The 25,946-nt window shown below is 70.2% G+C and carries 22 protein-coding genes; 15 read left to right on the forward strand and 7 right to left on the reverse strand.

Going from position 1 to position 25,946, the window contains the following annotated elements:
• Positions 1-81: 81 nt before the first annotated feature.
• Together crtI and ACFWAY_RS27925 are read right to left on the reverse strand one after the other, a co-directional pair.
• Positions 82-1,680: a phytoene desaturase family protein gene (gene crtI, locus ACFWAY_RS27920; RefSeq protein WP_378512911.1), complete on the reverse strand. Its 1,599-nt coding sequence runs from the start codon at positions 1,678-1,680 to the stop codon at positions 82-84.
• Positions 1,681-1,688: 8 nt separating this feature from the next.
• On the reverse strand, positions 1,689-2,786 hold the full coding sequence (locus ACFWAY_RS27925; protein ID WP_378452599.1) for a polyprenyl synthetase family protein: 1,098 nt from the start codon (positions 2,784-2,786) through the stop codon (positions 1,689-1,691).
• 147 nt (positions 2,787-2,933) lie between these two features.
• Between ACFWAY_RS27925 and metF the strand changes: the two genes are divergently transcribed.
• Positions 2,934-3,941, forward strand: coding sequence for a methylenetetrahydrofolate reductase [NAD(P)H] (gene metF / locus ACFWAY_RS27930; protein WP_378452575.1), 1,008 nt, complete (start codon positions 2,934-2,936; stop codon positions 3,939-3,941).
• Here metF and ACFWAY_RS27935 read toward each other — a convergent pair.
• The 5 genes from ACFWAY_RS27935 to ACFWAY_RS27955 are packed head-to-tail and all read right to left on the reverse strand — an operon-like array spanning position 3,934 to position 8,827.
• Positions 3,934-5,094 (reverse strand): glycosyltransferase, encoded by a 1,161-nt coding sequence (locus ACFWAY_RS27935; RefSeq protein WP_378512912.1) that lies wholly within the window; start codon positions 5,092-5,094, stop codon positions 3,934-3,936. The two genes, metF and ACFWAY_RS27935, sit on opposite strands and share 8 nt — an antisense overlap.
• Positions 5,091-5,804 carry an LppM family (lipo)protein gene (locus ACFWAY_RS27940; RefSeq protein WP_378512913.1) on the reverse strand — a complete coding sequence of 238 codons (714 nt, stop codon included), beginning with the start codon at positions 5,802-5,804 and terminating at the stop codon, positions 5,091-5,093. The genes ACFWAY_RS27935 and ACFWAY_RS27940 overlap by 4 nt, the downstream gene beginning before the upstream one ends.
• A 31-nt stretch (positions 5,805-5,835) precedes the next feature.
• Positions 5,836-6,648: a carotenoid biosynthesis protein gene (locus tag ACFWAY_RS27945; protein ID WP_378512914.1), complete on the reverse strand. Its 813-nt coding sequence runs from the start codon at positions 6,646-6,648 to the stop codon at positions 5,836-5,838.
• Positions 6,645-8,219 carry a phytoene desaturase family protein gene (locus ACFWAY_RS27950; protein ID WP_378512915.1) on the reverse strand — a complete coding sequence of 525 codons (1,575 nt, stop codon included), beginning with the start codon at positions 8,217-8,219 and terminating at the stop codon, positions 6,645-6,647. Before ACFWAY_RS27950 ends, ACFWAY_RS27945 begins: the two co-directional genes overlap by 4 nt.
• Entirely contained in the window at positions 8,216-8,827 is a 612-nt protein-coding gene (locus tag ACFWAY_RS27955) for a GNAT family N-acetyltransferase (RefSeq protein ID WP_378452570.1), read from the reverse strand. The genes ACFWAY_RS27950 and ACFWAY_RS27955 overlap by 4 nt, the downstream gene beginning before the upstream one ends.
• 172 nt (positions 8,828-8,999) lie before the next feature.
• On the opposite strand from ACFWAY_RS27955, the gene ACFWAY_RS27960 reads away from it, so the two are divergent.
• The 14 genes from ACFWAY_RS27960 (at position 9,000) to ACFWAY_RS28025 (ending at position 25,916) form a co-directional block, all read left to right on the forward strand.
• A complete protein-coding gene (locus ACFWAY_RS27960; RefSeq protein ID WP_378452569.1) occupies positions 9,000-9,464 on the forward strand; it encodes an SAV_6107 family HEPN domain-containing protein in 465 nt (154 codons plus the stop codon).
• 245 nt (positions 9,465-9,709) lie between these two features.
• Positions 9,710-10,138 (forward strand): DUF3040 domain-containing protein, encoded by a 429-nt coding sequence (locus ACFWAY_RS27965; RefSeq protein WP_012688068.1) that lies wholly within the window; start codon positions 9,710-9,712, stop codon positions 10,136-10,138.
• A 675-nt stretch (positions 10,139-10,813) separates the two neighbouring features.
• Positions 10,814-11,245 (forward strand): division/cell wall cluster transcriptional repressor MraZ, encoded by a 432-nt coding sequence (mraZ, locus tag ACFWAY_RS27970; RefSeq protein WP_005247637.1) that lies wholly within the window; start codon positions 10,814-10,816, stop codon positions 11,243-11,245.
• Positions 11,246-11,441: 196 nt separating this feature from the next.
• Positions 11,442-12,458 (forward strand): 16S rRNA (cytosine(1402)-N(4))-methyltransferase RsmH, encoded by a 1,017-nt coding sequence (gene rsmH / locus ACFWAY_RS27975; RefSeq protein ID WP_378512916.1) that lies wholly within the window; start codon positions 11,442-11,444, stop codon positions 12,456-12,458.
• Positions 12,455-13,135, forward strand: a complete 681-nt coding sequence (locus ACFWAY_RS27980; RefSeq protein WP_378452567.1) for a hypothetical protein — start codon at positions 12,455-12,457, stop codon at positions 13,133-13,135. Before rsmH ends, ACFWAY_RS27980 begins: the two co-directional genes overlap by 4 nt.
• The gene (locus ACFWAY_RS27985) at positions 13,132-14,982 is read left to right on the forward strand and encodes a peptidoglycan D,D-transpeptidase FtsI family protein (protein ID WP_378452566.1); all 1,851 of its coding nucleotides are present in this window, start codon (positions 13,132-13,134) and stop codon (positions 14,980-14,982) included. The genes ACFWAY_RS27980 and ACFWAY_RS27985 overlap by 4 nt, the downstream gene beginning before the upstream one ends.
• A 169-nt stretch (positions 14,983-15,151) precedes the next feature.
• Positions 15,152-16,759, forward strand: a complete 1,608-nt coding sequence (locus ACFWAY_RS27990; protein WP_378512917.1) for a UDP-N-acetylmuramoyl-L-alanyl-D-glutamate--2,6-diaminopimelate ligase — start codon at positions 15,152-15,154, stop codon at positions 16,757-16,759.
• On the forward strand, positions 16,756-18,270 hold the full coding sequence (gene murF, locus ACFWAY_RS27995; protein WP_378452564.1) for a UDP-N-acetylmuramoyl-tripeptide--D-alanyl-D-alanine ligase: 1,515 nt from the start codon (positions 16,756-16,758) through the stop codon (positions 18,268-18,270). Before ACFWAY_RS27990 ends, murF begins: the two co-directional genes overlap by 4 nt.
• Complete coding sequence (gene mraY, locus ACFWAY_RS28000; RefSeq protein WP_378452563.1) at positions 18,267-19,346, forward strand: phospho-N-acetylmuramoyl-pentapeptide-transferase; 1,080 nt, start codon at positions 18,267-18,269, stop codon at positions 19,344-19,346. Before murF ends, mraY begins: the two co-directional genes overlap by 4 nt.
• Before the next feature lie 4 nt (positions 19,347-19,350).
• Positions 19,351-20,850: a UDP-N-acetylmuramoyl-L-alanine--D-glutamate ligase gene (murD, locus tag ACFWAY_RS28005; protein WP_378512918.1), complete on the forward strand. Its 1,500-nt coding sequence runs from the start codon at positions 19,351-19,353 to the stop codon at positions 20,848-20,850.
• Entirely contained in the window at positions 20,847-22,382 is a 1,536-nt protein-coding gene (ftsW, locus tag ACFWAY_RS28010) for a putative lipid II flippase FtsW (RefSeq protein ID WP_378452561.1), read from the forward strand. Before murD ends, ftsW begins: the two co-directional genes overlap by 4 nt.
• Positions 22,379-23,527 carry an undecaprenyldiphospho-muramoylpentapeptide beta-N-acetylglucosaminyltransferase gene (murG, locus tag ACFWAY_RS28015; protein WP_378452560.1) on the forward strand — a complete coding sequence of 383 codons (1,149 nt, stop codon included), beginning with the start codon at positions 22,379-22,381 and terminating at the stop codon, positions 23,525-23,527. Before ftsW ends, murG begins: the two co-directional genes overlap by 4 nt.
• The gene (murC, locus tag ACFWAY_RS28020) at positions 23,524-25,035 is read left to right on the forward strand and encodes a UDP-N-acetylmuramate--L-alanine ligase (RefSeq protein WP_378452559.1); all 1,512 of its coding nucleotides are present in this window, start codon (positions 23,524-23,526) and stop codon (positions 25,033-25,035) included. Before murG ends, murC begins: the two co-directional genes overlap by 4 nt.
• On the forward strand, positions 25,032-25,916 hold the full coding sequence (locus ACFWAY_RS28025) for a cell division protein FtsQ/DivIB (RefSeq protein WP_378512919.1): 885 nt from the start codon (positions 25,032-25,034) through the stop codon (positions 25,914-25,916). The genes murC and ACFWAY_RS28025 overlap by 4 nt, the downstream gene beginning before the upstream one ends.
• Positions 25,917-25,946 lie beyond the last annotated feature (30 nt).

Consider the following 25,946-nt stretch of genomic DNA (forward strand, 5'->3'; position numbering starts at 1 on the left):
GGTGCGCTCGTCGTCGTGCGCATTGCATGGTCGAGGACCCAGTTTAATTGCTGCCGGCACCAGTTCTCGCCACGCCTCGCCCTATCCTCCCGCACTTCGTGCTTCCGGGGGAATTTCCGCACTTCGTGCCTCTACGGGCCCGGTGATGCGGGCGGCCGCGAGTTTCCCCGACAGCAGGACGGTCGGAACTCCGACGCCCGGGACGGTGCCGGAACCGGCGAGCACGACGTTGTCCAGGCCCCTGACCAGGTTCGGGCGACGGAACGGTCCGGTCTGCCGGAACACGTGCGCCGCCGCGAACGGACTGCCCGCCGCCATGCCCTTGCCGAGCCAGGTGAGGGGGGTGTCGACGTGGTCGATCGTGAAATGTTCCGCGATGCCGCTGTAGCCCCGCGTCTCGAGCTCGCGCAGCAGTTCATTCGCGTACGGGCCGGTCAGCGAGGACCACTCCAGCGGTGCGCTGTGCAGGTTCGGGCACGGGGCCAGGACCGACAGCGGTTCCGAGGGAGTGCCCGCGCGGTCCACGACGAGGCCTGGATCCGACACGGCGGGCCGGGTGATCAGCAGCGACGGGTCCGTCATCAGCCGTCCGTGCCCCGCGCGCGCGGTGATCTCCGCGAACGTCCGCTTCCACGCGTGACCGAAATCGATGGTGTGGTGCCGTTGGGCGGCCCACTGCGACGCGACCGCGGTGGGGACGGTCCCGTGCAGGACCACGGCGGACGGCGACACCCGCACCCGGCGGGGGGGCCGGCGTGTCACCGGGCGGAGCAGAGCGTCGGCGACGGCGGTGTCCGGGGTGAGCACCAGCGCGTCGCAGTCGATGCGGTCACCTGCCGCCGTGACGACGGTGCCGACGCGGTCGCCGCTTCGCTCGAGTGCCGCGACCTCGGTATCGAACCGGATCTCGCCACCTGCGGTGGTGAGGGCGTCGGAGAGGGCGAGCGCGATCGAGCGCATCCCGCCGCGGGGGAAGTAGACGCCGAGCGAGGTGTCCATGTGGGCGATCGCGCCGTACACCGCGAGGGCGTCGGCGGGAGCGACCCCGGCGTACAGTGCCTGGAACGTGAAGATCCGGCGGAGTCTCGGATCGGTGATCGTGCGGTCGACCCGGGCGCCGAGCCGGCCGAACCCGCCCAGGGCGGTGAGCGTCAGCAGATCCCGCGCGGCCGCGGGGGACGAGACGAGATCCAGCGGCGAGTCGAAGTTCGCATCCATGAACCGGTGGTACTCGGCGTCGAAGATCCGGCGGAGCCAGCGCCGCAGCCGCAGATACCTGGCCGACTCCTCCGGCCCGCACACCCGGCTGACCTCGGCGACCATCGCCTCGGGGTCCGAGTGCACGTCCAGCGAGGAACCATCCGCGAACCGCGCGTGATACGCCGGTGCCAGCCGTTCGAGGACGAGCGGCGGCCGGGTGGACGCGAAATCCGCGCCGACGGCGGCGAGGGCCTCGCCGACCAGTTCGGGCATCGTGAGGACGGTTGCCCCGTTGTCGATGTCGTAGCCGGGACCACGGTAGGTGCCCACCCGGCCGCCCGGTGACGACTCCCGTTCGAGGACGGTGACGCGCCGGCCCGATCCGGCGAGGTGCAGAGCGGCCGAGAGACCGGCGAGACCGGCACCGACGACCACGACGTGATCGGTGCGGCCGGGAACCGTCCGGAGCGCGCGGGCCATCGTGGACCTCAGTAGTCGCGGCGCGTCGCGGCGACGGCCATCTCGGTGAGCTGCTGCTTCGCTTCGGTGGTGGCGGTGCTCGCTGCGAGCGTCGACAGCGCGTTCCCGACGAGTTCCTCGATCTGTTTCTCCACGTCCGCGACCGCGCCGAGCGACGTGATCGTGGTCCGGAGGGTGTCCACATCCGAATCGGACAGATCGGTGCCGATGCCCTCGCGGAGGAGTTCGGCCGCCGCGGGGTCGTCGGTGTCGGCGCGCTGCAGCGACATCGCGAACAGGACGGTGCGCTTGCCCGCCCGCAGGTCGTCGCCCGAGGGCTTGCCCGTCACGGCCGGATCGCCGAACACGCCGAGCAGGTCGTCGCGGAGCTGGAAGGCGATACCGATGTCGGTGCCGAATCGGCGATAGGCCGAGACCAGGGTGTCGTCGGCGCCGGCGAGCGCCGCACCGAGGTGCAGCGGCCGCTCGATGGTGTACGCCGCGGTCTTGTACCGATTCACCCTCATGGCGGCGTCGATCGATTCGTCCGCCCGGGCCTCGTTGCTGATGTCGAGGAACTGCCCGCCGAGCACCTCGGTGCGCATCGCGGACCAGACGGGGGAGATGCGGGCCGACGCTTCCGGGGTGATGCCCGATTCGCGGATCATGTCGTCGGCCCAGGCCAGCGCGAGATCGCCGAGGAGGATCGCGACGCCCTCGCCGAAGTGAGCGGAATCACCGCTCCACGCGCCGACGCGATGCTGTTCCGCGAACTCGACGTGGACGGTGGGGAACCCGCGACGTGTCGTGGACGCGTCGATGATGTCGTCGTGAACCAGCGCGCAGGCCTGAACCAGTTCCAGCGCGGAGCAGGCGCGGAGCACGGGTCCGGCCTCGGGGTCGCGGGCGTCGCCCCCCGCCCCGAGCCAGCCGGTCCACGCGAAGGCCGGCCGGACCCGCTTGCCTCCGCGCAGCACGAAGTCTTCGAGGGTGGTCACGGCCTCGCGGTAACCACCGCCCACGGAGTCGACGAGGTCCTGCCGGCTGGTGAAGAAGTCGCGAAGCGCATTTTCGACCTCGGCCGCGAGGGCGGCGGGGCGCGTTCCAACGGACAGTGTTGCCTCCAGGATCGAATTCTCGCGTGCGCGCCGAGACCGGCGACAGGCGTCGACACCACCATAGTGGGCGCCCTCCCGGGTGGCCGGATACCCGGATCCCGCCGCCCGTGCAGACGCAGTGGGTGCATTGCCCCGGGCACTACCTATGCTGGACGGGTGACATTCGATTCCGTCAGGGGGCGGGCCAGCGAAGGTTGGGTAACCCGCACCCCGTCCATCGTCGACCGGATCCGGTCGACCAACGACGGCCGGGTCCCCTTTTCCGTCGAATTCTCGCCGCCGCGCGACGAGGCCGCCGAGGCTCGGCTGTGGCGTGCCGTCCGGGAGTTCGAGCGGCTGGGTCCGGCCTTCGTGTCCATGACCTACGGCGCGGGCGGGTCGACGCGCGACCGCACGGTCCGCGTCACGGGCCAGCTCGCCGAAGAGACCACACTCCTGCCGGTCGCGCACCTCACGGCCGTGTCGCACAGCGTCGACGAACTGCGGTCGATGGTCGGCGCCTACGCCGACCGCGGAATCAGCAACATCCTGGTCCTGCGCGGCGACCCGCCCGGTGACCCGCTGGGCGAATGGGAGAAGCATCCGGACGGCGTCGAGTACGCCGAGGAACTCGTGCGGCTCGTCCGCGATCTCGGCGACTTCCACGTCGGCGTCGCGTCGTTCCCGGAAGGCCATTACCGCGCGCCCGATCTCGCGCACGACACCCGGTACCTGGTGTCGAAGCTGCGGGCCGGCGCCGAGTACTCGATCACCCAGATGTTCTTCGACGTCGACGACTACCTGCGTCTGCGCGACCGGGTGTCGGCGTACGACCCCGAGCAGGGCGCCAAGCCGATCATTCCCGAGATCATGCCGATCACGTCGCTGCGGTCGGTCCGCCGCGTGCTCGAACTGTCGGGATCGAGTCTCCCGGCCAACCTCGAGAAGCGGCTGGCCACTGCCGCCGGGAACGGGGCCGAGGAGAATCGCGCCGCCGTGCGCGAGATCGGCATCGACGTCGCCACCGAGATGAGCGAACGTCTCATCGCGGAGGGCGCACCCGGCCTGCACTTCATCACCCTCAACTTCGCGCGCGCCACGAGCGAGGTGCTGGCCCGGCTCGGCGACAAGGTCGGTTCGGGTGTGGCGGATCCCGCCCCGGTCACCCCGGCGCGGGTCAGCTGAGCGTCCGCCCCTTCCACCGGGTACGCCCGCGGCGACGATTGCGGTGTGACGACACCGTCAGTGCCGTCACCGCGACGACGGACAGCGGGTGCGCGACCGCGCCGGCCACGTCGGCGGCTGTGAGGCGGCCACCACGTTCGAGTGCCCGGGCGCCCAGCCGGGATGCCGTGGCCGCGAGATACCCCACCGCACCCCATTGGCGTACGCGTCCCCGTCCGGCCGCGAACGCGACCGGCGGCGCGATGTACGCCACACTCGCCGCACCGAGGACCGCCGCGGCGTCGAGGCGGGCGCCGAATGCCGTCCACAGCCAGCGGTCGTAACCGCGGCGCAGCGCACCGGCGTCCTCGTACATCCGGCACGACGCAGACCGGCCGGCCACGACCAGTGTGGTCGCATGGCCCCGCGTGCGGAGCAGGCGGGCGATGTCGAGGTCCTCGGTCAGGCTGTCCGCGACGGCCCGGTGACCCCCGACCCCGCGGTACGCGGCGGAGTCGAAGACCATGAACTGCCCGCAGGCCACGGCCGTCGACGGGCGCCGCGACCGGTTGGCCACGCGGACGGGCAGCGTCGCCGCCCACGACCACGCGAGCATCGGCTGCACCAGGACCTCGGTCACCGACCCCGCCTGCTGGAACGGCCACGGGCAGACCAGCGCTGCTTCGGACTCGCGCAGCGCGGCGCAGGCGGCGTTCACGGCGTCCGGACGCAACCGCACATCGGCGTCGAGGAACACGAGTATCCCGCCGGCACCGCGGCCCTGCGCGAAGGCGTGCTCACTCACCCGATGGCAGGCCGCGGGTTTGCCCACCCAGCCCGGCGGCGGTTCCACGGTTCCCCGCACCACGGAGAAACGGGGGTCCGCGCCGCTCGCGGCTTCCGCGACCCCGGCCGTCCCGTCCGTGGAGGCGTCGTCGTAGACGAACACCCGCAGATCGTCGACGCCCCACTGTTCTCGCAGGTCGCGGATCAGGTCGGGCAACCGGTCACGCTCGTCCCGGGCCGGAATGCAGACCGTGACGGGTTCGGTGACCGGGCGGGCCGCCGTGGGGAGCCGCGGGGCGCGGCACAGGTTGGCGAGGGCAGTGGCGAGACCGAGAACCGAGATCAGGGAGCCGATCCGGACGACCCGCTCGATCGGCGGAGAGGTCATACCTCCGAGTGGTCCCGTGCGCGACCGCTGCCGGTCACCGGATCCCTGTTGCGGGCCATCCAGGCCAGCGCACCGACGATCACGGCGACGCCAAGCGCCACGCCGGCCATGATGCCTGCCCAGCCCGCGAAGCTACGGGTGCTCGGGTCCGAGTAGCGCACCTCGGCGCGGATCGTCGAGGTGTCGCCGGCGGGAAGTTTCCACGACACGATGGAGTCACCCTCGCGGGTGCCGTTGGTGGTGGCGACGCGCGCCGGGAAGGCGATCGTGAACTGCACGTCGGTGCCCTGGGCGGGTACCGAATCGAGATCGGCCTTCCCGTCGAGGGTCACGAGGTCGCCGGTCCGCTGGAGCGAGATCTGGAAACTTCCGTTGGCCTGCTCCGACATGGTGCCGAGTTGTTGCACGTCGCCGAACGTGAGGTCGCTGAAGAACGCCTGGCTGCCGACGTACCCGTCCTTCTTGTACTCCTGGACGCGCACTTTGCCCGACAGCGAGTCGGGCGGAGTGAGTTGCGGGCCCTTGTCCTGGTCGTTCGCCGGTACGGCGGCGGCCACGATCTGGCCGGAGACCCGGTCGTCGGCGGACACACCCATCGACACCTGAACCCGCAGGCATCCCGCGAGGAGGGGCACGAGGAGGAGGCCGAGGGCCGCGAGGGACAAGGCCCTCCGGGAGCGGGTCGAGGTCGGAACTGAGGGCGGCTGCACAGTCGTATCGTGCCAGGGGAGTGGATCGGTGTCAGGCGTGAGGGTGCGTGTCGTGGGTCCCGGGTCGCCGGGCGCGCGGCCGAAGCAGCGACACGAGCAGCGGAACGCCCAGGATTCCCATCGCCAAGCACCCGTAGATTGCCGAATACCGCAACTCGGGGGCGCCGAGGAACACCGAGTGGGCCAGCGCCGAACCGAGCCACGTCCACAGGAACAACCCGATCGGGACACCGTCACGGTGCCGGGTCCCGGCGTCGAGGCGACGGTCGATCCGGTCCACGGCGACGGCCATCACGGCCGCGACGACGAACCACCCGGCGTAGTTGGTCAGCGGAATGTGCTCGATACCGGGCAGGCCGGCGTCGGTGACACACCAGCGCCATTGCCCGTCCGCGACCATCTGCGGGTCGAGGTACAGGTCCCAGCCGACGACACCGATCGTCGTCAGCGCGATGCGCGTCAACCGTCGACGCGGGCCGCGCGCGAGCACGGACGCCACGCACCACACCGGATAGAACCCGGCCGTCCAGGCGAACGGCACAACCAGAGGCACCCCGGCGAGTGCCGGCCCGAGTTGGTCGACGCTGTAGTCGTAGCAGCCGTACGGGACGCCGGTGGCCGTCCCGACGACCTCGGAGCACAGACCGAGCCCCGCGGTCACGAGCACCAGTCCCACCGTCCAGCGGGCACCCCGGGTCACGGCGGCGTGGGTGACGGACGCCGCGGCGAGCAGCGCAACGACGAGCACGGTGACGACGTCGCGGGTCCCGCCGTGCACGAGCGGGTAGACGATCTGCGCCGCGATCGCCGCGCCCGCGAGGAACAGGGGCAGGCGAGAGGTCATCGCCGGAGCCGCAGGCGTCCCAGGCCCCGCCGGTCGTCGTGGAGCGCGATGCGTGCGGCGCTCCGGCCGCTTGCGCCGGACACCCCGCCGCCCGGGTGGGTCGAGGCCCCGGTGAGGTACAGACGGTCGGCCCCCGGCACCCGGTGCCCGGACAGTTCGGGGAGGGGACGCCACATCATCATCTGGTCCAGCGACATCTCCACGTGCATGACGTTGCCGCCGAGCAACCCCATCTCGTCTTCGAGGTCCTGCGGTGACTGCACGTGCCGGTCGAGGACGGACTCGCCGAAACCGGGTGCCAGCGCGTCGATCTCCGCGACGATCCGATCGGCCTCCGGCCCGGCGAGGTCGCTCCACCGCCGGCCGCCGGTCAGCCGGTACGGCTGCCACTGCGACCACAGGGTCACCTGGTGCCTGCCCTCGGGTGCGATGGTGGGGTCGAGGCCGCTGAAGCTCATTCCCAGCACCGCGGGCCGCGGCGGGAGTTCCCCGGCGAGCGCCGCGCCGTGCGCGAGCCGCAGGTGTGCGCGGTCCGAGACCAGCAGCTGGAGCCCGTGGGTGACCGAGGCGTCGGGCGCACTCGGATAGTCGGGGAGGGCGTCGGTGGCCAGCCGCACCACCATCCCGATCCCCGGGCCGACGCGGATCCGGCGACGCCACCGGTCGAGGGTCTGCGCGTCGTAACCACCCCGATCGAGCAGGCCGAGGGTGGTCAGCACGTGACAGCCCGCGATCACCGCCCGTGAGCGGATCTCCCGGCCGGACGACGTCCGCGTCGTCCAGGAGTCGCCGTCGCGGCTCAGCGAGACCACCGAGTCGCCGAGCGAGACGGTCCCGGAGTCGGCCCGCAGCCTCGCGGCGAGAGCTGCGGTCAGGGCGCCGCTGCCGCCGACGGCGCGGCCGGGCGGAATGGTGTGCATCAGGGCCGCGAATCCGACCATCGGCGCCGTCCCCGGCTCCGACATCGGCGGACCGGACTGGGCGCCGAACCACGCGAGCGCGGCCTTGAGGCGCTCGTCGTCGAAGTACTCGTCGAGCAGCGCGTCCCCGGAACCGAGGAACTGCCGGGAGAGGTCGCTGCCGCCGCCGCCCGTGTCGAGCCCCCAGAACGACGAGAGCAGCGCGGGCCCGGTCGGCGGTTTCGAGAACGCGCGCATGACGCGTGCGCTGCGCGGACCCCACACCGCCACGAACCGGCGGTACGCGTCGGCGTCCGCGGCGCCGCAGGACTCCTCGATGGACCGGCACGTCGCGTCCAGACTGCGGCGGAACACGATTCCCGGCCGATCCGTCCCGGCAGGGGCGGGGGCGAACGCCCACGGATCGCAGTCGAGGTACCGCAGGCCGTGCGCGCCGAGGTCGAGTTCCTCGACGATCCCCGTGTGGCGGATCATGATGTGCGCGGACGACCCGCGGTCGACCTTGTACCCGGGGAAGCGTTCCACCGTGGACACCGCGCCGCCGAGCACGGTGTCGCGTTCGATCACCTCGACCGACCACCCGGACCGCGCGAGGTAACACGCCGACACCAGGGCGTTGTGTCCCGACCCGACCACCACGGCGTCGATCACAGGGGAAGCCCGCGTCCCAGCACCGCGAAGGGCCGGTTGTCGCCGGCGAATCGGAAGTGGCGCAGGACATCTCTGAAGCCGAGGCGGCGATACAGCCGCCAGGCGCGGTTGTCCTCGTCCGCCACTTCCGGGGTGGAGAGCAGCACCCCGCGTTCGGGCCTGCGCTCGAGGAGTCGGACGAGCAGGGTCTCGCCGAGCCGATGTCCCTGGGCGTCCGGGTGGACGTGGAGTTCGGTGAGTTCGAAGTAGTTGCCGAGGATCACGTCGATCTGGTCCCGGCTCCATCCCGTGTGGCGCAGACCGGAACGGACCTGCTGGTGCCACCACTGTTCTGGCGCCCCGCGGTAGCCGTAGGCGACGGCGACGAGGCGGGCGGCCGCGTTGTCGGCGGATCCGTCACCGGCCGGGACGAGCGCGCCGACGCCACGCCACCCCGATCGCTGCAGGTGCTCGTTCCACATCGGCGCCCGGTGGTATTCGGTGCCGTGGGGATAGCCCATGGCGGCGACGTAGATCGACAGCGCCTCGTGCAGGCGGTCGCGGAACTCGGCGGCCGAGAGTTCGACCACGAGCGGAGTCTGGTCAGCGTTCGTGTCGACCGGTCTCACCTTTCTCTTGACGACGTGTCGGTGGGTCCAGCTATATTGAATAGATCGAACAGATGTTCGATAGCGGGGATCCGGCGATGCTCGAGGGAAGCGAGCATCGCCGGCCCCCGAACTCACGACCTGACTACGCCCGGCGGGGTGGTTGCACCGGGGTTTGGAGGTGTTCGAAGTGATGACGAACCCGGTCACGGGACCGGCCTCTGGGAACTCGCGCCGACCGGGTGACGTACGCAACCCGGGCTCCAGGCGGGGTTCGGTACTGCTCGATCGCGCCGACGCGCTCCTCGCTCAATCGGTGGGGGCCGGCGGGCCGGCGGACCGATTCCACAGTGCGTATCTGGCCGCGCTCCGCGGCGCGGGGGCGGTGTTGGCCGCCGTCGAGGGGCCTGCGGCGGGGAGCAGACGGACACGAACGCGTAACGCCTGGGTTCTCATGGCCGACGCGGCGCCTGAATTCGTGAACTGGGCCGACTACTTCGCCGGGCACTCGGCCACCCGCGCCGCGATCGAGGCGGGAATGTCGCGAACCCTCACCGATCTCGAGGCCGACGAGTTCTTCGTCGAGGTCGGGCGCTTTCTCCAGGCCGTCGAAGATCACATCGGACGTGGCGCAGGTCTCGATCTGCGGGCGTCGTAGCCGGCGGCGGACCCGGCAGCGGACCCGGAAACGGCGGGAAAACGGTGAGGCGTGCGCGACATTGCGGTGCCCCGAACGGGGTTCGGTGCGGGAGTCCGTAAGGTTGGTGAGGAACTCGTACGTGGAGTAGGTGGTACGGGGATCGAACTGCTCGTATTATTAAATCTAGGTAGCCGCCAAAGTCGGTTACCCACCGTCTCGCACCGTGAGGCGGTGGCCAACACTCCAGTGCCGGGGGAGGTACCGTGCCACTCTCCGAGCACGAGCAGCGCATGCTCGACCAGATCGAGAGCGCTCTCTACGCCGAGGATCCCAAGTTCGCCTCCACTGTGCGAGGCGGTCGCATGCGTGCGGCATCGAGTCGTCGTCGATTGCAGGCGGTGGCCCTGTTCGTTCTGGGGCTGGTCCTGCTCATCGCCGGCGTCGCCCTTCCGATCAAGCCGGGCGGTTTTCCCGTCATCAGCCTGATCGGCTTCATCGTCATGTTCGGTGCCGGAGTCCTCCTCCTGTGGGGTGGAGGAAAGAGCAAGTCCGGACAGTCCTCACGTGGTGGCTCGACCACACAAGGTGAGACCGGCCGTGCCGAACGCGGTAAGCCCCGAAGCGGGCGAAAGAGTGGCGGATTCTCGTCGCGAATGGAAGACCGCTTCAAGAAGAGATTCGAGCAGGAGTAGTACGACCCGCTCAGCAGCACAGTGGCGGGGGGGGGGGTTGGTTGGGGGGGGCGCCCCGGGGTGGGGGCGGCGGGGGGGGGGGGGCGGCGGGGGCGGGGGTGGGGTGGGGCGGCGGGGGGGCCCGGTCCCCTCGCCCCCCCCTGGGCGGTCGCCCCCACCCCCCCCGGCCCCCCCCCCCCCCCCCCCGGGGGGGGGGGGGGCGCCCCCCCCCCCCCCCCCCCGCCACTGCTGTGTCCGGGCCCGGTGCAGGGTCGCCCGGCTGCGGTGGGCCTGTGGTGCGCGGGGGTCGATCCTGTGGGGCCAGTGAACGTTGCCGCCCACGAATCCCCACCCTCACCCACCCCGGTTCCCCACTTTCCCCCCTGCGCTCCTCGATGAACCGCGAGGTAGGGGCGCCGCCCCCTCGCGTTGCGCTTTCACCTGGGCTTTTGCTGCATCCTGGGCCGTTGTGTGGCCGAGCCCGATCGGCCGTGCCCGTGTCGGCGATCACGTCGGGAATTTCCCCCCACCTCCATCAATGAGCGTTGACCAGCAAGTACTGGGCAAATTGGCGGACAACACGCCGTTATCCACCTTGTAGGTGGGGGAAAGTGGGGTACTGTGGTGCGCAGCGGGGAGCGAAGGTGAACCGCCCGGGCATACGGCGTTCGATATGAACGCGGTGGGAGGTGTCGAGTGTTTCTCGGTACCTACACGCCGAAGCTCGACGACAAGGGGCGGCTCACGTTGCCCGCAAAGTTCCGGGATGCGCTGGCGGGAGGGTTGATGGTCACCAAGGGTCAGGATCACAGCCTCGCGGTGTATCCCCGGGAAGAGTTCACCGCTCTCGCGCGCAAGGCCGCGGCCGCGTCGAGAAGCGATCCGGAGGCGCGAGCCTTCGTTCGCGGACTGGCGGCAGGTACCGATGAGCAGCACGCAGATGCCCAGGGGCGCATCACCCTCTCGGCAGATCACCGTCGTTACGCGGGTCTCTCCAAGGACTGCGTAGTGATCGGTTCGGTCGATTTCCTCGAAATCTGGGATGCGCAAGCCTGGCAGACCTACGTCGAGGCGAACGAGGAGAACTACTCGCAGGCAACAGGAGTCGCGCTCGGCGAGATCGTCTGAGTGTGACCGCGTCCCCGCGAATGCCGCGAGGCCTCTGTCCGACGGAACCCTGACGCACTTCCCCAGCGCCAGGTTTTCATTTCGGGCAGGGACCTCGAGGCATTCGCCACGGCAACTGGCAGGCAAGAGAAGTTCGAGCAGTGAACCCCGGCATCGGGTACTTCACCCGCACCACAGAGCAGGAGCCGGAGGGATCATGGTGGATCACGAGGGGGAAGATTCCTCGCCCGCCGATGGTTTCGGTCACATTCCGGTACTGCTTCACCGCGCAGACGAACTGCTGGGCCCTGCCCTCACCGTGAACGACCCGCAGGGCGGGGGAGCCGTCATGATCGACGCGACCCTCGGTCTCGGCGGACACTCCGAGCACTTCCTGCGGACCTACCCCCAGCTGAGACTCATCGCCCTCGACCGTGATCCGCACGCGCTCGAGATCGCCGGTGGCCGGCTCGCTCCGTTCGCCGATCGCATCACGTTCGTACACACCCGCTACGACGGCATCGAGGATGCGCTCAGCCAGGCGGACCTCCCCGCGCACGAGTCGGTGCACGGGATCCTCTTCGACCTCGGTGTCTCCTCGATGCAGCTCGACGAATCGGATCGGGGGTTCGCGTACTCGATCGACGCGCCCCTCGACATGCGGATGGACCCGACCACCGGCATCACCGCGGCCGAGGTCCTCAACACGTACGGCCACGGAGATCTCGCTCGCATCCTCAGCACGTACGGCGAGGAGCGCTTCGCAGGCAAGATCGCGTCGGAGATCGTCCGGCAGCGTGCGAAGGAGCCGTTCACCACCAGCGCAGCGCTGGTCGAACTGCTGTACCGCGCCATTCCTGCGGCGACCCGCCGTACCGGGGGACATCCCGCCAAGCGGACGTTCCAGGCCCTTCGAGTGGAGGTCAACGGCGAGCTCGATTCACTGCGCGCCGCGGTCCCGGCTGCACTCGACGCGTTGACCGTCGGGGGACGCGTCGTGTTCATGTCGTACCAATCCCTGGAAGACCGGGTCGTCAAGCAGGAAATCACACCCAGGTCGAAGTCGAAGAGCCCCGAGGGGCTTCCTGTCGAACTGCCGGGGATGGGACCGGAGTTCCGAATCCTCACGCGGGGGGCGGAGCGGGCGTCCGAACAGGAAGTCGAAGAGAACCCACGATCAGCCCCGGTGCGTTTGCGCGCTGCAGAAAGAATTGCCAGGAGGTCGGCGGCATGACGGTTCAGGTGAGTTCCACCGAGATGCGGCCCGTGCGGGCGGCCAACCGGACGGGCGCGGCTGAGCGGGCGTACAAGAAGCGCACCCAGCGCGCAGCCGTGCACAACGGATCCGCGGTCGCCGTCTCCGGCAAGAACCGCACCGGCACGCTCACCGCCCGCATCCCGTTCGTGGCGACGATCCTCGTTCTGCTCGCCATGGGGCTGGCCATGACACTGCTGCTGACGACCCGGTCCGCCGAGGACTCGTACCAGCTGAGCGCCGCCCGCGCCCACAACCAGTCGCTCTCGGAGGAGAAGGCCGCGCTCCAGCGTGACGTCGAGACCGCCAACTCCGCCCCGAAACTGGCGGAGGAAGCGGCCAAGCTCGGCATGGTGCCCGCCAACGATCCCGCTCGCCTCGTCGTCCACCCCGACGGCAGCGTCGAGGTCGTCGGAAAGCCGGCCCCGGCGTCGGGTGCACCCGTGCCGCCGCTGGACGTCGCCACCGCGCCCACCCAGCGCGGCAACGCCGTCGCGACCGCCCCCAACCGCGGGACGACGACGCAGTCGCCGCGCGCCACGCCGCAGCAGCCCGGCAATGGCACGGAGATCCAAGCGCAGGGTGAACAATTGGTTCCCGTGATCCCCTCGACCACCGCTCCGACGACTGCTCCACCGTCCGGCGGTCGCCGGTGAGTCGAAGCGCACCGAGAAGTCGTCCCCGGCGCCCCAAGGGCGCCGGTTCGGCGTCCTTTCCGTTCAGGCAACGGTACGGACGCCTAATGATGTTCTTGGCGCTCGGCCTCGCCGCAGTGCAGCTTCTGTGGATTCAGGTCATCGACGCACCACAACTGTCCGCGGAGGCGGCGAACCAGCGCACCACCACCGAGGTGGATCCGGCGCTGCGCGGGTCGATCACCGACCGCAACGCCAACCCCATCGCGTTCACGATGGAAGCGAAGGCCCTGACGTTCCAGCCCGCGCGGGTGCGGAAGGAACTCGAGGAGGCGAAGACCAAGAGCGACACCGCCCCCGACGTCGACTCCCGTCTCGACGCGATCGCGAAGGAGATCCACGACCGGATCGGCGACGCCGCACCCGAGAAGGATCTGAAGGAGAAACTCCACGGCGACGACACGTTCGTCTATCTCGCGCGCAGCGTCGATCCCAACATCGCCGCGCAGATCAGTGACAAGTTCCCGGAGGTCGGACTCGAACGCCAGGACATCCGCGAGTACCCCGGCGGATCCCTTGCCGCGAATCTCGTCGGCGCCACCGGCTGGGACGGTCACGGACTGCTCGGCCTCGAGGACTCGCTCGACTCCACCCTCGCCGGCACCGACGGCTCCCAGACCTACGACCGCGGCTCCGACGGCGCGGTGATTCCCGGCAGCTGGCGTGACAAGCAACCGGCGGTGGACGGGTCGAGCGTGGAGCTCACCATCGACTCCGACCTGCAGTACTACGTCCAGCAGCAGGTGCAGATGGCCAAGGACAAGTCCGGTGCGAAGGACGCGTCTGCGGTCGTGCTCGACTCCCACACCGGTGAAGTGCTCGCGATGTCGAACGACAGCACGTTCAATCCGGCGATCGGGGTGGGCAACAACCCGCGGACCGTGGAGATGGGCAACCTGTCGGTGAGCACGCCGTTCGAACCGGGCTCCGTCAACAAGATCGTCACCGCGGCGGCCGCGATCGAGTACGGGCTCACCACACCGGACGAAGTTCTCGAGGTCCCCGGCAACATTCAGATGTCGGGTGTGTCGGTGAAGGATGCGTGGGACCACGGGGTCGCCCCGTACACGGCCACGGGGGTGTTCGGTAAGTCCTCGAACGTGGGCACCCTGATGCTCGCCCAGCGGGTGGGGGAGGACCGCTACGCGGACATGCTGTCCAGGTTCGGTCTCGGCCAGCGCACCGACGTCGGGCTTCCCGGTGAGAGCGCCGGCAGCGTCCCCAGCCGCGACCAGTGGTCGGGAGGCACGTTCGCGAACCTGCCGATCGGTCAGGGCCTGTCGATGACGCTGCTGCAGATGACCGGCATGTACCAGGCGATCGCCAACGACGGTGTCCGCATCCCGCCGCGCATCGTCAAAGCGACGGTCGACGCGTCCGGGAACCGGACGGAGACCGAGATGCCCGAGGAGGTGACCGTCGTCAGCCCCCAGACCGCGTCCACCGTTCGCGACATGTTCCGCTCCGTCACCCAGAACGACACGGGCAACCAGCGGGGCACCGGGGTGCAGGCCGCCGTCGACGGGTACCAGATCAGCGGCAAGACGGGCACCGCTCAGCAGGTCGATCCCGCCTGCAAGTGCTACTCGAACTCGAACTACTGGATCACGTTCGCAGGGATCGCCCCGGCCGACAACCCGCGGTACGTCGTCGGAATCATGCTCAACGCGCCGACACGCAGCGCGGACGGTTCCGGCGGGCAGTCCGCCGCACCGCTGTTCCACAACATCGCGTCCTGGATGCTGCAACGCGACAGCGTGCCGATGTCCCCGGACCCCGGACGCAGGCTGGTGCTGCAGGCCGATTGAGCGAAGGTCGGCCGAATCGGGTTCCGAGAGCTCTCGCGGTAATCTGACACGTCGGCCGTTCAGTGGACACGGACTTTTCCGTGGACGCAGGGAACTGCCGAGGTAGCACGCTGTATCGATCCGTGCACTACGCCGTTGTCAGTGAGAGTCGACATCCGAGAGGAGCCCGGTGCCTGTTCCGTCCCGCCCGCAGTCGGCGTCAGTGGAGGTGAAGGTCACAGACAGTCTTCGCCCCGCCCAGCCGGTCCGTACCACGGTGAGCGCTCTGGCAGCGCTCGCCGGAGCGAGGGTCGAGGCACCCGCCGGAACCGCCGAGCACGTGATCGTCACCGGGGTGGATCTCCGCGCCCAGGGGATCGTCGAGGGCGATCTGTTCGCGGCCCTTCCCGGGGCACGCGCGCACGGCGCGGAGTTCGCCGCCGACGCTCTCGCACGCGGAGCGACCGCGATCCTCACCGACGAGGCCGGATTCGCTCTGGTGTCCGCACTGGGCTCCGACATGCCGGTGCTCGTCCACGACGATCCACGGGGCGTCCTCGGTGAGCTGTCGGCCACCATCTACGGTCGACCCTCGGAGAAGATGCAGGTCATCGGTATCACCGGGACGTCGGGGAAGACCACGACGTCGTATCTCGTCGAAGCCGCGCTCACCGCCGCGGGGCGGACGACCGGTCTCGTGGGCACCATCGAGACCCGGATGAGTGGCCGCCGGGTGCCCAGCGCACTGACGACACCCGAGGCGCCGCAACTCCACGCCCTGTTCGCCGTGATGCTCGAGCAGGGGATCGACACGGTCGTCATGGAGGTGTCCAGCCACGCGCTGTCGCTCGGCCGCGTCGACGGAGTCCGCTTCGATGTGGGCGCGTTCACGAACCTGTCCCAGGACCACCTGGACTTCCACCGCGACTTCGAGGATTACTTCGCCGCCAAGGCGCGGCTCTTCGCCGCCGATTCGTCCGTGCATGCCCAGCACGCCGTCATCTGTGTCGACGACGTGTGGGGGCAGCGGATGGCCGACGTCGCCCGCGGCGCGCACGCGATCGTGACGACCGTCGCCACCATGAGCGAGGGCGCGGTGTGGACGGCAGGCCCGGCGACGGTGTCGCCCTCGGGCTCGCAGACCTTTGCGCTCACCACGGCCGAGGGCACGACACTCGACGTGGAGCTCCGTCTGCCGGGGCAGTACAACGTCGCCAACGCTTCTCTCGCCGTCGCGCTGTGCGCGGCGCTGGGTGTCGATCCGCGCGACGCCGTCGAGGGCATCGCCGGGGTCGACGTGCCGGGCAGGGTTCAGCGGATCGACCGGGGGCAGGACTTCCTCGCCGTCGTCGACTACGCGCACAAGCCCGCAGCGGTCGAGGCCGTGATCGCGACGCTGCGCGAGCAGGTGCGCGGTCGCGTTGCCGTCGTCGTGGGTGCGGGCGGCGATCGCGACGCAGGCAAGCGGCCGCTGATGGGCGCCGCGGCCGCGCGTGGAGCCGACCTGCTGATCATTACGGATGACAACCCCCGCACCGAGGATCCGGCGAAGATCAGAGCCGCGGTCCGCGAGGGCGCTCTCGGAGTGCCCGAATCCGAGCGGGGACAGGTGTGGGAAGTAGCCGACCGAGCGAAGGCGATCGCCGACGCCGTCGGCTGGGCGCAGGCAGGCGACGTGGTTCTGGTCGCAGGCAAGGGACACGAGATCGGTCAGGAGATACACGGGGTGAAGTACCCATTTGACGACCGCGACGTACTGGGCGACGCGATCGAGCGACAGGTCGGAGGAGCAGGATGATCCCGATGACACTCGCTCGCATCGCCGAGATCGTGGGCGGCGAACTGCACGACGTCGCCGACCCGTCGGCCGAGGTGACGGGAACGGTCGAGTTCGACTCGCGGAAGGTCACCGCCGGGGGGTTGTTCCTCGCCCTGCCCGGCGCGCGCGTGGACGGCCACGATCACGCGACGTCGGCAGTCGAGGCCGGTGCGGTCGCGGTCCTGGCGGCGCGCCCGGTCGGTGTCCCCGCGGTCGTCGTGACCCCGACGCCGAGCGATGTCCCGAGCAAGGCGATGGCACTCGAACACGACACCGACGGATCGGGCGCCGCCGTGCTCGCGGCCCTCGCGAAGCTCGCGCGCGCATCCGTCGACGACCTCACCGCGAAGGGGCTCACCGTGGTCGGTGTCACCGGATCGGCGGGAAAGACGTCGACGAAGGATCTGCTCGCCGCCGTCCTGCGCCCTCTCGGTCCCGTCGTCGCGCCGCCCGGATCGTTCAACAACGAACTCGGCCACCCGTGGACTGCACTACGCGCGGACGCGGACACAGGCTTCCTGGTTCTGGAGATGTCGGCCCGCGGCCGCGGTCACATCGCCGCCCTCGCGAACATCGCACCCCCGAAGATCGGGGTCGTCCTCAACGTGGGAACGGCGCACCTCGGCGAATTCGGTTCGCGTGACGCGATCGCCGTAGCCAAGGGTGAACTCGCGGAGTCGCTGCCCTCGGCGGACGAGGGTGGTGTCGCGATCCTCAACGCGGATGATCCGCTGGTGGTAGCCATGGCCCCGCGCACGTCGGCCCGGGTGGTTCTCGTGGGTCGGTCGGAGTCCGCGCACGTGCGGGCCACCGACATCGTGCTCGACGAGAAGGCAAGGGCGCGTTTCACTCTCACAGCGCCGACGGGCAGTGTCGCCGTCGAGCTCGCCGTGCACGGTGAACACCAGGTCGGCAACGCGCTCGCCGCAGCGGCGGTGGCGCTCGAATGCGGGGCGGACCTCGAGCAGATCGCGCAGGCTCTCTCCGGTGCTGCCGCGGTCTCGGCTCGCCGAATGGATGTCCGCGACCGGTCGGACGGTGTGACCGTCGTCAACGACTCGTACAACGCGAACCCCGACTCGATGCGGGCGGCCCTGAAGGCGCTGGTCTCCATGGCCAGGACGGGCCGGGGCGCGGCGCGCCGGAGTTGGGCGGTGCTCGGAGAAATGGCCGAGCTGGGTCCAGAATCAGTGGTCGAACACGACGCCATCGGCAGATTCGCGGTCCGGCTGGATGTGAGCAGGCTGATCATCGTCGGAACCGGCAGGCCCGCCCGCGCCATGCACCAGGGTGCGGTCATGGAAGGTTCGTGGGGTGAGGAGTCGATCCTCGTCCCCGACATCGCCGGTGCGGTCGCACTGCTCGAACGGGAACTGGCGCCGGGTGATCTGGTGCTGGTCAAGGCGTCGCAGTCCATCGGATTGTGGGAGGTCGCGGACACGGTGTTGGCAGGAAGCACGGGACAGAAGGGTTCGGAGGCTACGCGGTGAGACAGATCCTCTTCGCGGCGGGCATCGCGCTCGCCGTCTCGATTCTGCTGACCCCCGTTCTCATCAAGGCTTTCTCCCGTCAGGGGTTCGGCCAGGAGATCCGTGTCGAAGGTCCGGCGAGCCATCAGTCGAAGCGCGGCACCCCGACGATGGGTGGCGTCGCCATCCTCGCCGGACTGTGGGCCGGCTACTGGGGTTCGCACCTGATCGGCATCGGCTACAACGCGGACGGGCCGTCGGCATCGGGACTGCTGGTTCTCGGTCTCACGACGGCGCTCGGCGGGGTCGGGTTCCTCGACGACTTCATCAAGATCCGCAAGCAACGCAACCTCGGTCTGAACAAGACGGCGAAGCTGGTCGGACAGCTCATCGCGGCCGTGGTGTTCGGCATTCTCGCGCTGCAGTTCCGGGGCGCGAACGACCTCACCCCCGGCAGTGCGCACCTGTCATACGTGCGTGACATCGCGACGGTCACGATGGGCTCCGTCGTGTTCGTCGCGTTCTGCTATCTCCTGGTGAGCGCCTGGTCGAACGCGGTCAATCTCACCGACGGCCTCGACGGTCTCGCTGCCGGTTCCATGAGCCTGGTGCTCGGCGCGTACGTGATCATCACGTTCTGGCAGTACCGCAATGCGTGCGAGACGAGCCCCGGCAAGGGCTGCTACGACGTCCGCGATCCGCTCGATCTGGCCCTGATCTGCGCGGCCGGTGCCGGTGCGTGCATCGGATTCCTGTGGTGGAACGCGGCGCCCGCCAAGATCTTCATGGGCGACACCGGTTCGCTGGCACTCGGCGGCATGCTCGCCGGACTGTCGATCACGACGCGCACAGAACTGCTGATGGTCGTGATCGGCGCGCTGTTCGTCGCCGAGGCGGCATCGGTGGTGATCCAGGTCGCGGTGTTCCGGTCGAGCCGAAGACGAGTCTTCCGGATGGCTCCGTTCCACCACCACTTCGAACTCGCCGGGTGGGCGGAAACCACGGTGATCATCCGGTTCTGGTTGCTGGCCGCCATCGCCTCCGCGATCGGGCTCGCGCTGTTCTACAGCGAGTACCTGGCAGCGATCGGGGGCTGACGACGTGGCGGAGGAACACGGCAGGCTCGACTGGTTGCGGGGTCGCAGCGTCCTCGTCGCCGGTGCGGGTGTCTCCGGCCGGGCCACCATCGAACCTCTTCGTGACCTCGGTGCGCTCGTCACCGTCACGGACGCGAACGTCGACGCCCTCGCCGAGTGCGCGCGGCTCGGCGCCGCGACCGTCCCGATCGACGATCTGCTCGCCGAGCGTGACCGGGTCGCCGAGTTCGCGCTGGTCGTGACGAGCCCGGGGTTCCGCCCGGACGCGCCGCTGCTCTCGCTCGCCGCCGGGGACGGGGTACCGATCTGGGGCGACATCGAGTTCTCCTGGCACGTGGACCGGTCCGGGCTCTACGGCCCGCCCCGGCGGTGGCTGGTGGTCACCGGCACCAACGGCAAGACCACGACGACCTCCATGCTGCAGTCCATCCTCGAGGCGGCCGAGCTGCCGAGTCTGGCCTGCGGCAACATCGGGCTGCCGGTACTCGACGCCCTGCGGCAGACCGAACCCCGGGCGGAGGTGCTGGCGGTCGAACTCTCGTCGTTCCAGCTGCACTGGGCGCCGTCGGTCCGGCCGACCGCAGGCGCGATCCTCAACATTGCCGAGGATCATCTGGACTGGCACGGTGGGATGCAGCCGTACATCGATGCGAAGGCCCGCGCCCTGACCGGTGAGGTCGCGGTGCTGGGTCTCGACGACGAGGTCGCGTCCTCTCTCTTCTCCTCGTCCCTCGCAGTCCGGACCCTCGGTTTCCGGCTGGGTGTGCCGGCGTCGGGCGAACTGGGGGTCGAGGACGGGTATCTCGTCGACCGCGCGTTCGCGGACGGCGAGCGGCTGGCTCCGGCCGAGGGGATCACCCCGCCCGGGCCCGCCGGGCTGATGGATGCCCTGGCCGCGGCGGCTCTGGCCCGGGCGATCGGAGTTCCGCCGGACGCCGTCGCCGCAGGTCTGGCCGCCCACGTCGTGGGACCGCACCGCGCGGCACACGTCGCCGACGTCGGGGGAGTGACGTTCGTCGACGACTCCAAGGCCACCAACCCGCACGCCGCCCGCCCGTCGATCCTCGCCCACGAGCGGGTGGTGTGGATCGCCGGTGGTCTGCTGAAGGGTGCGCGGGTCGACGACCTCGTCCGGGAGGTGGCCGGTCGCCTCGCAGGCGCCGTCCTGCTGGGCCGTGATGCGATGCAGATCGCAGAGTCCCTTGCGCGACACGCCCCCGAGGTTCCCGTGGTCACTGTCGAAACGGGAGACGATGCAGGTGTGAGTGCAGTCCCGCAGACCGCGACGCACCGGGTGGTGCTGCCGGCGGACACCGACAGCGACGCCGTGATGGGTGTCGTCGTGCGCGAGGCGGCTGCGCTGGCAACGCCAGGGGATTCCGTCGTCCTGGCGCCCGCGGCTGCCTCGCTCGACATGTTCGACAGTTACGGCCACCGGGGCCGCAGCTTCGCGGACGCCGTCGTCAGGCTCGACGAGTCGGACATCTCCAGGACGCTGCGATGACCTCCGCCGGAGCCCGCACCCGCCGCGTCCCCGAGGGTCAGCGGTCCCCGGCCCGCACGGCGGCCGCACCCGGGACGACGAAGCGGCCACCGGCCAGTCCCCGCACGCGCACGGCACCTCCCCGCGGCCCGCGCACCCGGATCGGGGCCTGGCTGTCGCGGCCTCTGGCGTCGTTCCACCTCGTGGTCACCATCGCGTTCCTGCTGACGGTCCTCGGTCTGGTGATGGTGCTGTCGTCCTCGAGCGTCGAGGCCTACGCTTCCGACGGTTCGGCGTACACCCTCTTCACCCGGCAGGCGTTGTTCGCGGCTCTCGGGCTCGGCCTGTTCTATGCGGCGCTCCAGATCCCGGTCCGGGTGATGCGCGCCCTGTCGTTCCCGGCCTTCGCGGTCACGATCATCCTGCTGGTCCTGGTCCTCATCCCCGGCATCGGCACGGTGTCCCAGGGCACCCGCGGCTGGTTCGTCGTCGCGGGATTCTCGTTGCAGCCCGCCGAGCTCACCAAGATCGCGCTGGCAGCGTGGGGTGCGCACATCCTGGCGTCGCGGCGCAGCGACATCTCCAGTATCCGGGACATGCTCGTTCCGCTGGTGCCGGCCGCGCTCGTCGCGTTCGTCCTGATCATCCTGCAGCCCGACCTCGGTACGACGGTCTCGCTGGCCATCATCCTGATGGCGCTGCTGTGGTTCGCGGGTCTGCCGCTGAAGCTCTTCGTCGCCATCGTCGGCACCGGTTTCGGCGGAATCGTGATCCTCGCGCTCACCGCCGGCTATCGCTCCGCTCGCGTGCGGGAGTTCCTCAATCCCGGTTCCGACCCGCAGGGCATCGGGTACCAGTCGCGGCAGGCGATGTATTCGCTCGCCGACGGCGGGATCCTCGGCCGAGGGCTGGGGCAGAGCCGCGCGAAGTGGAGCTACCTGCCGAACGCCCACAACGACTTCATCTTCGCGATCATCGGCGAGGAACTCGGATACCTCGGCGGCGCCGCCGTCCTCGGTTTGTTCGGACTGTTCGTGTACACGGGCCTGCGCATCGCCGCGCGATCCGCCGACCCGTTCCTTCGCCTGCTCACCGGAACGGCGACGGTGTGGATCACCGGACAGGCGTTCATCAACGTCGGATACGTGATCGGGCTGTTGCCCGTCACCGGCCTGCAGTTGCCGCTGGTGTCGGCCGGCGGAACGTCGACGGCCACCACACTGTTCATGTTCGGTCTCGTCGCCAACGCGGCGCGGCACGAACCGGAGGCGGTCGCGGCGCTGCACTCCGGGCAGGACGGCCCGTTCGGTCGACTTCTCCGGCTCCGCAAGCCGGAGGCGTATTCGCCGGTGCGGGCCGACGCGGCACGCGCCGAGGCGGTGCGCCGCGCCGAAGCCCGCCGGCGGGCGGGTCGCGAGATGGCCCCGCGGACCCGCAGCGTCACATACGAGAAGGGCCGCCCCGAACGCGGCAAGGGCCGCACCCCCGAACGAGGTGCACGTCAACAGCGAAGCTCGGGTGGCCGAGCAGGAGAGCGAGGATTTCGTAGGTGAACGGCGACAAGTCCACCCTGTCGGTGATCGTGGCCGGTGGTGGTACCGCCGGGCACATCGAACCGGCTCTGGCAGTGGCCGATGCGATCAAGGCGATCGACGACACCGCGGTGGTGACCGCTCTCGGCACCGCGCGTGGCCTCGAAACCACCCTGGTTCCCGAGCGGGGCTACCCGCTCGAGCTCATTCCGCCGGTGCCACTGCCCCGTAAACCCACCCTCGACCTGCTGCGGCTTCCCGGCCGGGTGCGCGCGTCCGTGCGCCGCACCCGCGAGGTGCTCGACGCAACCGGTGCCGACGTCGTCGTCGGATTCGGCGGGTACGTCGCGCTGCCCGCATACCTGGCGGCCGGCCCCGGACTGCTCCGCCGCAGGCGCCGCATTCCGATCGTGGTGCACGAGGCGAACGCCAGCGCCGGGATCGCGAACAAGATCGGTGCCCGCCGCGCCGCCCGGGTCCTGGCCGCGGTCGCCGGTTCCGGAGTCTCCGCTCGCGGCCGCTCGGACGCGGAGATCCTCGGGATCCCGGTCCGGGCGTCGATCACCGGTCTCGACCGGGCTGCCCTGCGCGCGGAGGCGCGCGCACACTTCGGCCTCCCGGCCGACGGTCCGGTGCTGCTCGTCTTCGGCGGTTCGCAGGGCGCGCGGTCGCTCAACGAGGCCGTGTCGGGCGCTGCGGAGTCGCTGGCTGCGGCCGGTGTGGCCGTTCTGCACGCGCATGGACCGAAGAACACCCTCGACGTTCCCTCGACACCGGGCGGCCCGCCGTACGTGGCTGTTCCCTACCTGTCGCGGATGGACCTTGCCTATTCGGCCGCGGACGCGGTGATCTGCCGGTCGGGTGCGATGACGGTGGCGGAGGTGTCGGCGGTGGGACTTCCCGCGGTGTACGTGCCGCTGCCACACGGCAACGGGGAGCAGGAACTGAACGCGCGACCGGTGGTCGCCGCCGGAGGTGGAATGATTGTCGCCGACGGAGACCTGTCCGCCGGATTCGTCGCGGAGACCGTGATCCCTCTGCTGCGCGACCCTGCACAGCTCGAGGACATGGGGCGACGCGCGGCCGGCGCGGGTCACCGCAGCGCAGCCACCGAGGTTGCGCGCATCGTGCTCGACGTGGCCGCGCTGACAAGGGGAACCCCATGACCGACCTGCCCGCGCAGTTGCAACGTGTCCACATGGTCGGGATCGGCGGCGCCGGAATGTCCGGAATCGCGCGGATCCTGCTGGCCAGGGGTGGGCAGGTGTCCGGATCGGACGCCAAGGAGAGCCGCGGCGTCCTCGCCCTGCGCGCCCGCGGTGCGCAGGTCCGCATCGGCCACGACGCGAGTGCGCTCGACCTGCTACCCGGTGGCCCGACCGTCGTGGTCACCACCCACGCCGCGATCCCCAAGGACAACCCGGAACTCGTGGAGGCGGCCCGGCGCGGGATACCCGTGATCCTGCGACCCGCGGTGCTGGCCTCGCTGATGCAGGGGCACAACACACTGCTCGTGTCCGGTACCCACGGCAAGACGTCGACCACGTCGATGCTGGTGGTGGCGCTGCAACACTGCGGTTTCGATCCGTCGTTCGCGGTGGGCGGCGAACTCAACGAGGCCGGAACCAACGCCCATCACGGCAGCGGCGACGTGTTCGTCGCCGAGGCCGACGAGAGCGACGGTTCGCTGCTCCAATACGAACCGAACGTCGTCGTCGTCACCAACGTGGAAGCCGACCACCTCGACTACTTCGGCAGCACCGAGGCGTACATCCAGGTGTTCGACGATTTCGCGGCACGTCTGTCGCCCGGCGGTCTGCTCGTCGCCTGTCTCGACGATCCGGGATCCGCGGCGCTCGCGCAGCGAGTGGCGGCGCGGGGACTGCCCGGTGTGCGGGTGCTGGGATACGGCAGCGCCGAGAGCCCGGACGGGGCCTTCGCTCCCGTCGACGGCGTCGAGGTCGGCGCGCGACTGCTGAGCTTCGAGGCCAGGGACGTGGGCGGAGTCCTGCAGTTCCAGCTGGCCGGGGAGCAGTCGCCGAGGACGGTCCGGATGGGTGTGCCCGGCAGGCACATGGCGCTCAACGCGCTGGCCGCCCTCCTCGCCGCCCGGGAAGCCGGTGCCGACGTGGACGAGATCCTCGAAGGCATCGCCGGATTCGGGGGAGTGCACCGCCGGTTCCAGTTCACCGGCCGCGAGCACGGGGTCCGCGTCTTCGACGACTACGCGCATCACCCGACGGAGGTGCGGGCCGTGCTCGGCGCCGCCGCCGATCTGGTGCGCCAGCCCCACGAGGCCGACCGCCGCGAATCCGAGGAGTCGGTGCGCAGCGGCAAGGTCATCGTGGTGTTCCAGCCCCACCTGTACTCCCGCACAGCAACATTCGCGGAGGAGTTCGGGCACGCACTCGACCTCGCCGACGAGGTGGTTGTCCTGGACGTGTACGGCGCGCGGGAAGAACCGCTCCCGGGCGTCAGCGGCGCCCTGGTCGCGCTGTCGGTGTCGAAGCCGGTGTACTACCAGCCCGACCTGTCGCAGGCGCCGCGGCAGGTCGCGGCACTCGCGTCCCCCGGGGACGTGGTGATCACGATGGGTGCCGGTGACGTGACGATGCTCGGAAACCAGATCCTCGACGCTTTGCGTGCGGCTCCGCACCACCACCCGTCGCGATGACGCGGGAGCGTCGGGGCCGGTCCGAGCGGCCGGACCGCCCTGTCCGCCGCGATGCCCAGCGCAGTCCGCGGCCGGGCGCGTCCGATTCCCGCGCGACGGCGGGCGATCGGACGTCCTCGCCTCGGCGCACCTCGACGGTCACCGATCCCGGAACGCGGCGTACCCGCGAATCGGCCTCGGCGGCACGGAAGTCCGCGGCAGTGGAGACGCCGCGGCGGCCGTGGTACCGGCGGCCGGCGGTGATGGGCGTCGTCGGCGTCGTCGTGGTCGTGGCGCTCGGTCTCGTCGCCTGGTTCACGCCGCTGCTGTCGGTGCGGGAGACGGACGTCGCGGGGGCGACGTCGATCTCCGAGGAGCAGATTCGCCAGGTACTGGCGGTGCCGCAGGGGCAGCCGTTGCTGCGTGTCGACACCGAGGGCGCGGCTCAGCGCGTCGCCGCGATCCCGAAGGTGGCGTCCGCGCGTGTCCAGCGGGTGTACCCGTCCACCATCCGGGTCACGGTAACCGAGCGGGTGCCCGTCGTGTTCGTCGACAGCCCCGGCGGTACCCATCTCTTCGACGCGAAGGCCGTGGACTACGAGATCGCACCGCCGCCGCCCGGGGTGCCGCGTCTGGTGACGGAGACACCGGGGTGGGGCGACCCGTCGACGGAGGCGGCGATCGAAGTGCTGGAATCGATGCCACCTCAGCTGCGGGGTCAGGTGGGACAGGTTGCGGCGAAGTCGATTTCGGATATCTCGGTGACGCTGCTCGACGGCCGGATTGTGGTGTGGGGCGGCACGGAGAAGTCCGAGCGCAAGGCTGCGGTCACCCTGCCGCTGCTCACCCAGCCCGGGCAGACGTACGACGTGTCGAGCCCCGACCTGCCGACGGTGCGGTGAGGGGTCGTGACCCGGATGCGAGAGAGTTGC

The organism is Rhodococcus sp. NPDC059968 (genome assembly GCF_042738615.1).
Lineage (GTDB): Bacteria > Actinomycetota > Actinomycetes > Mycobacteriales > Mycobacteriaceae > Rhodococcus_F.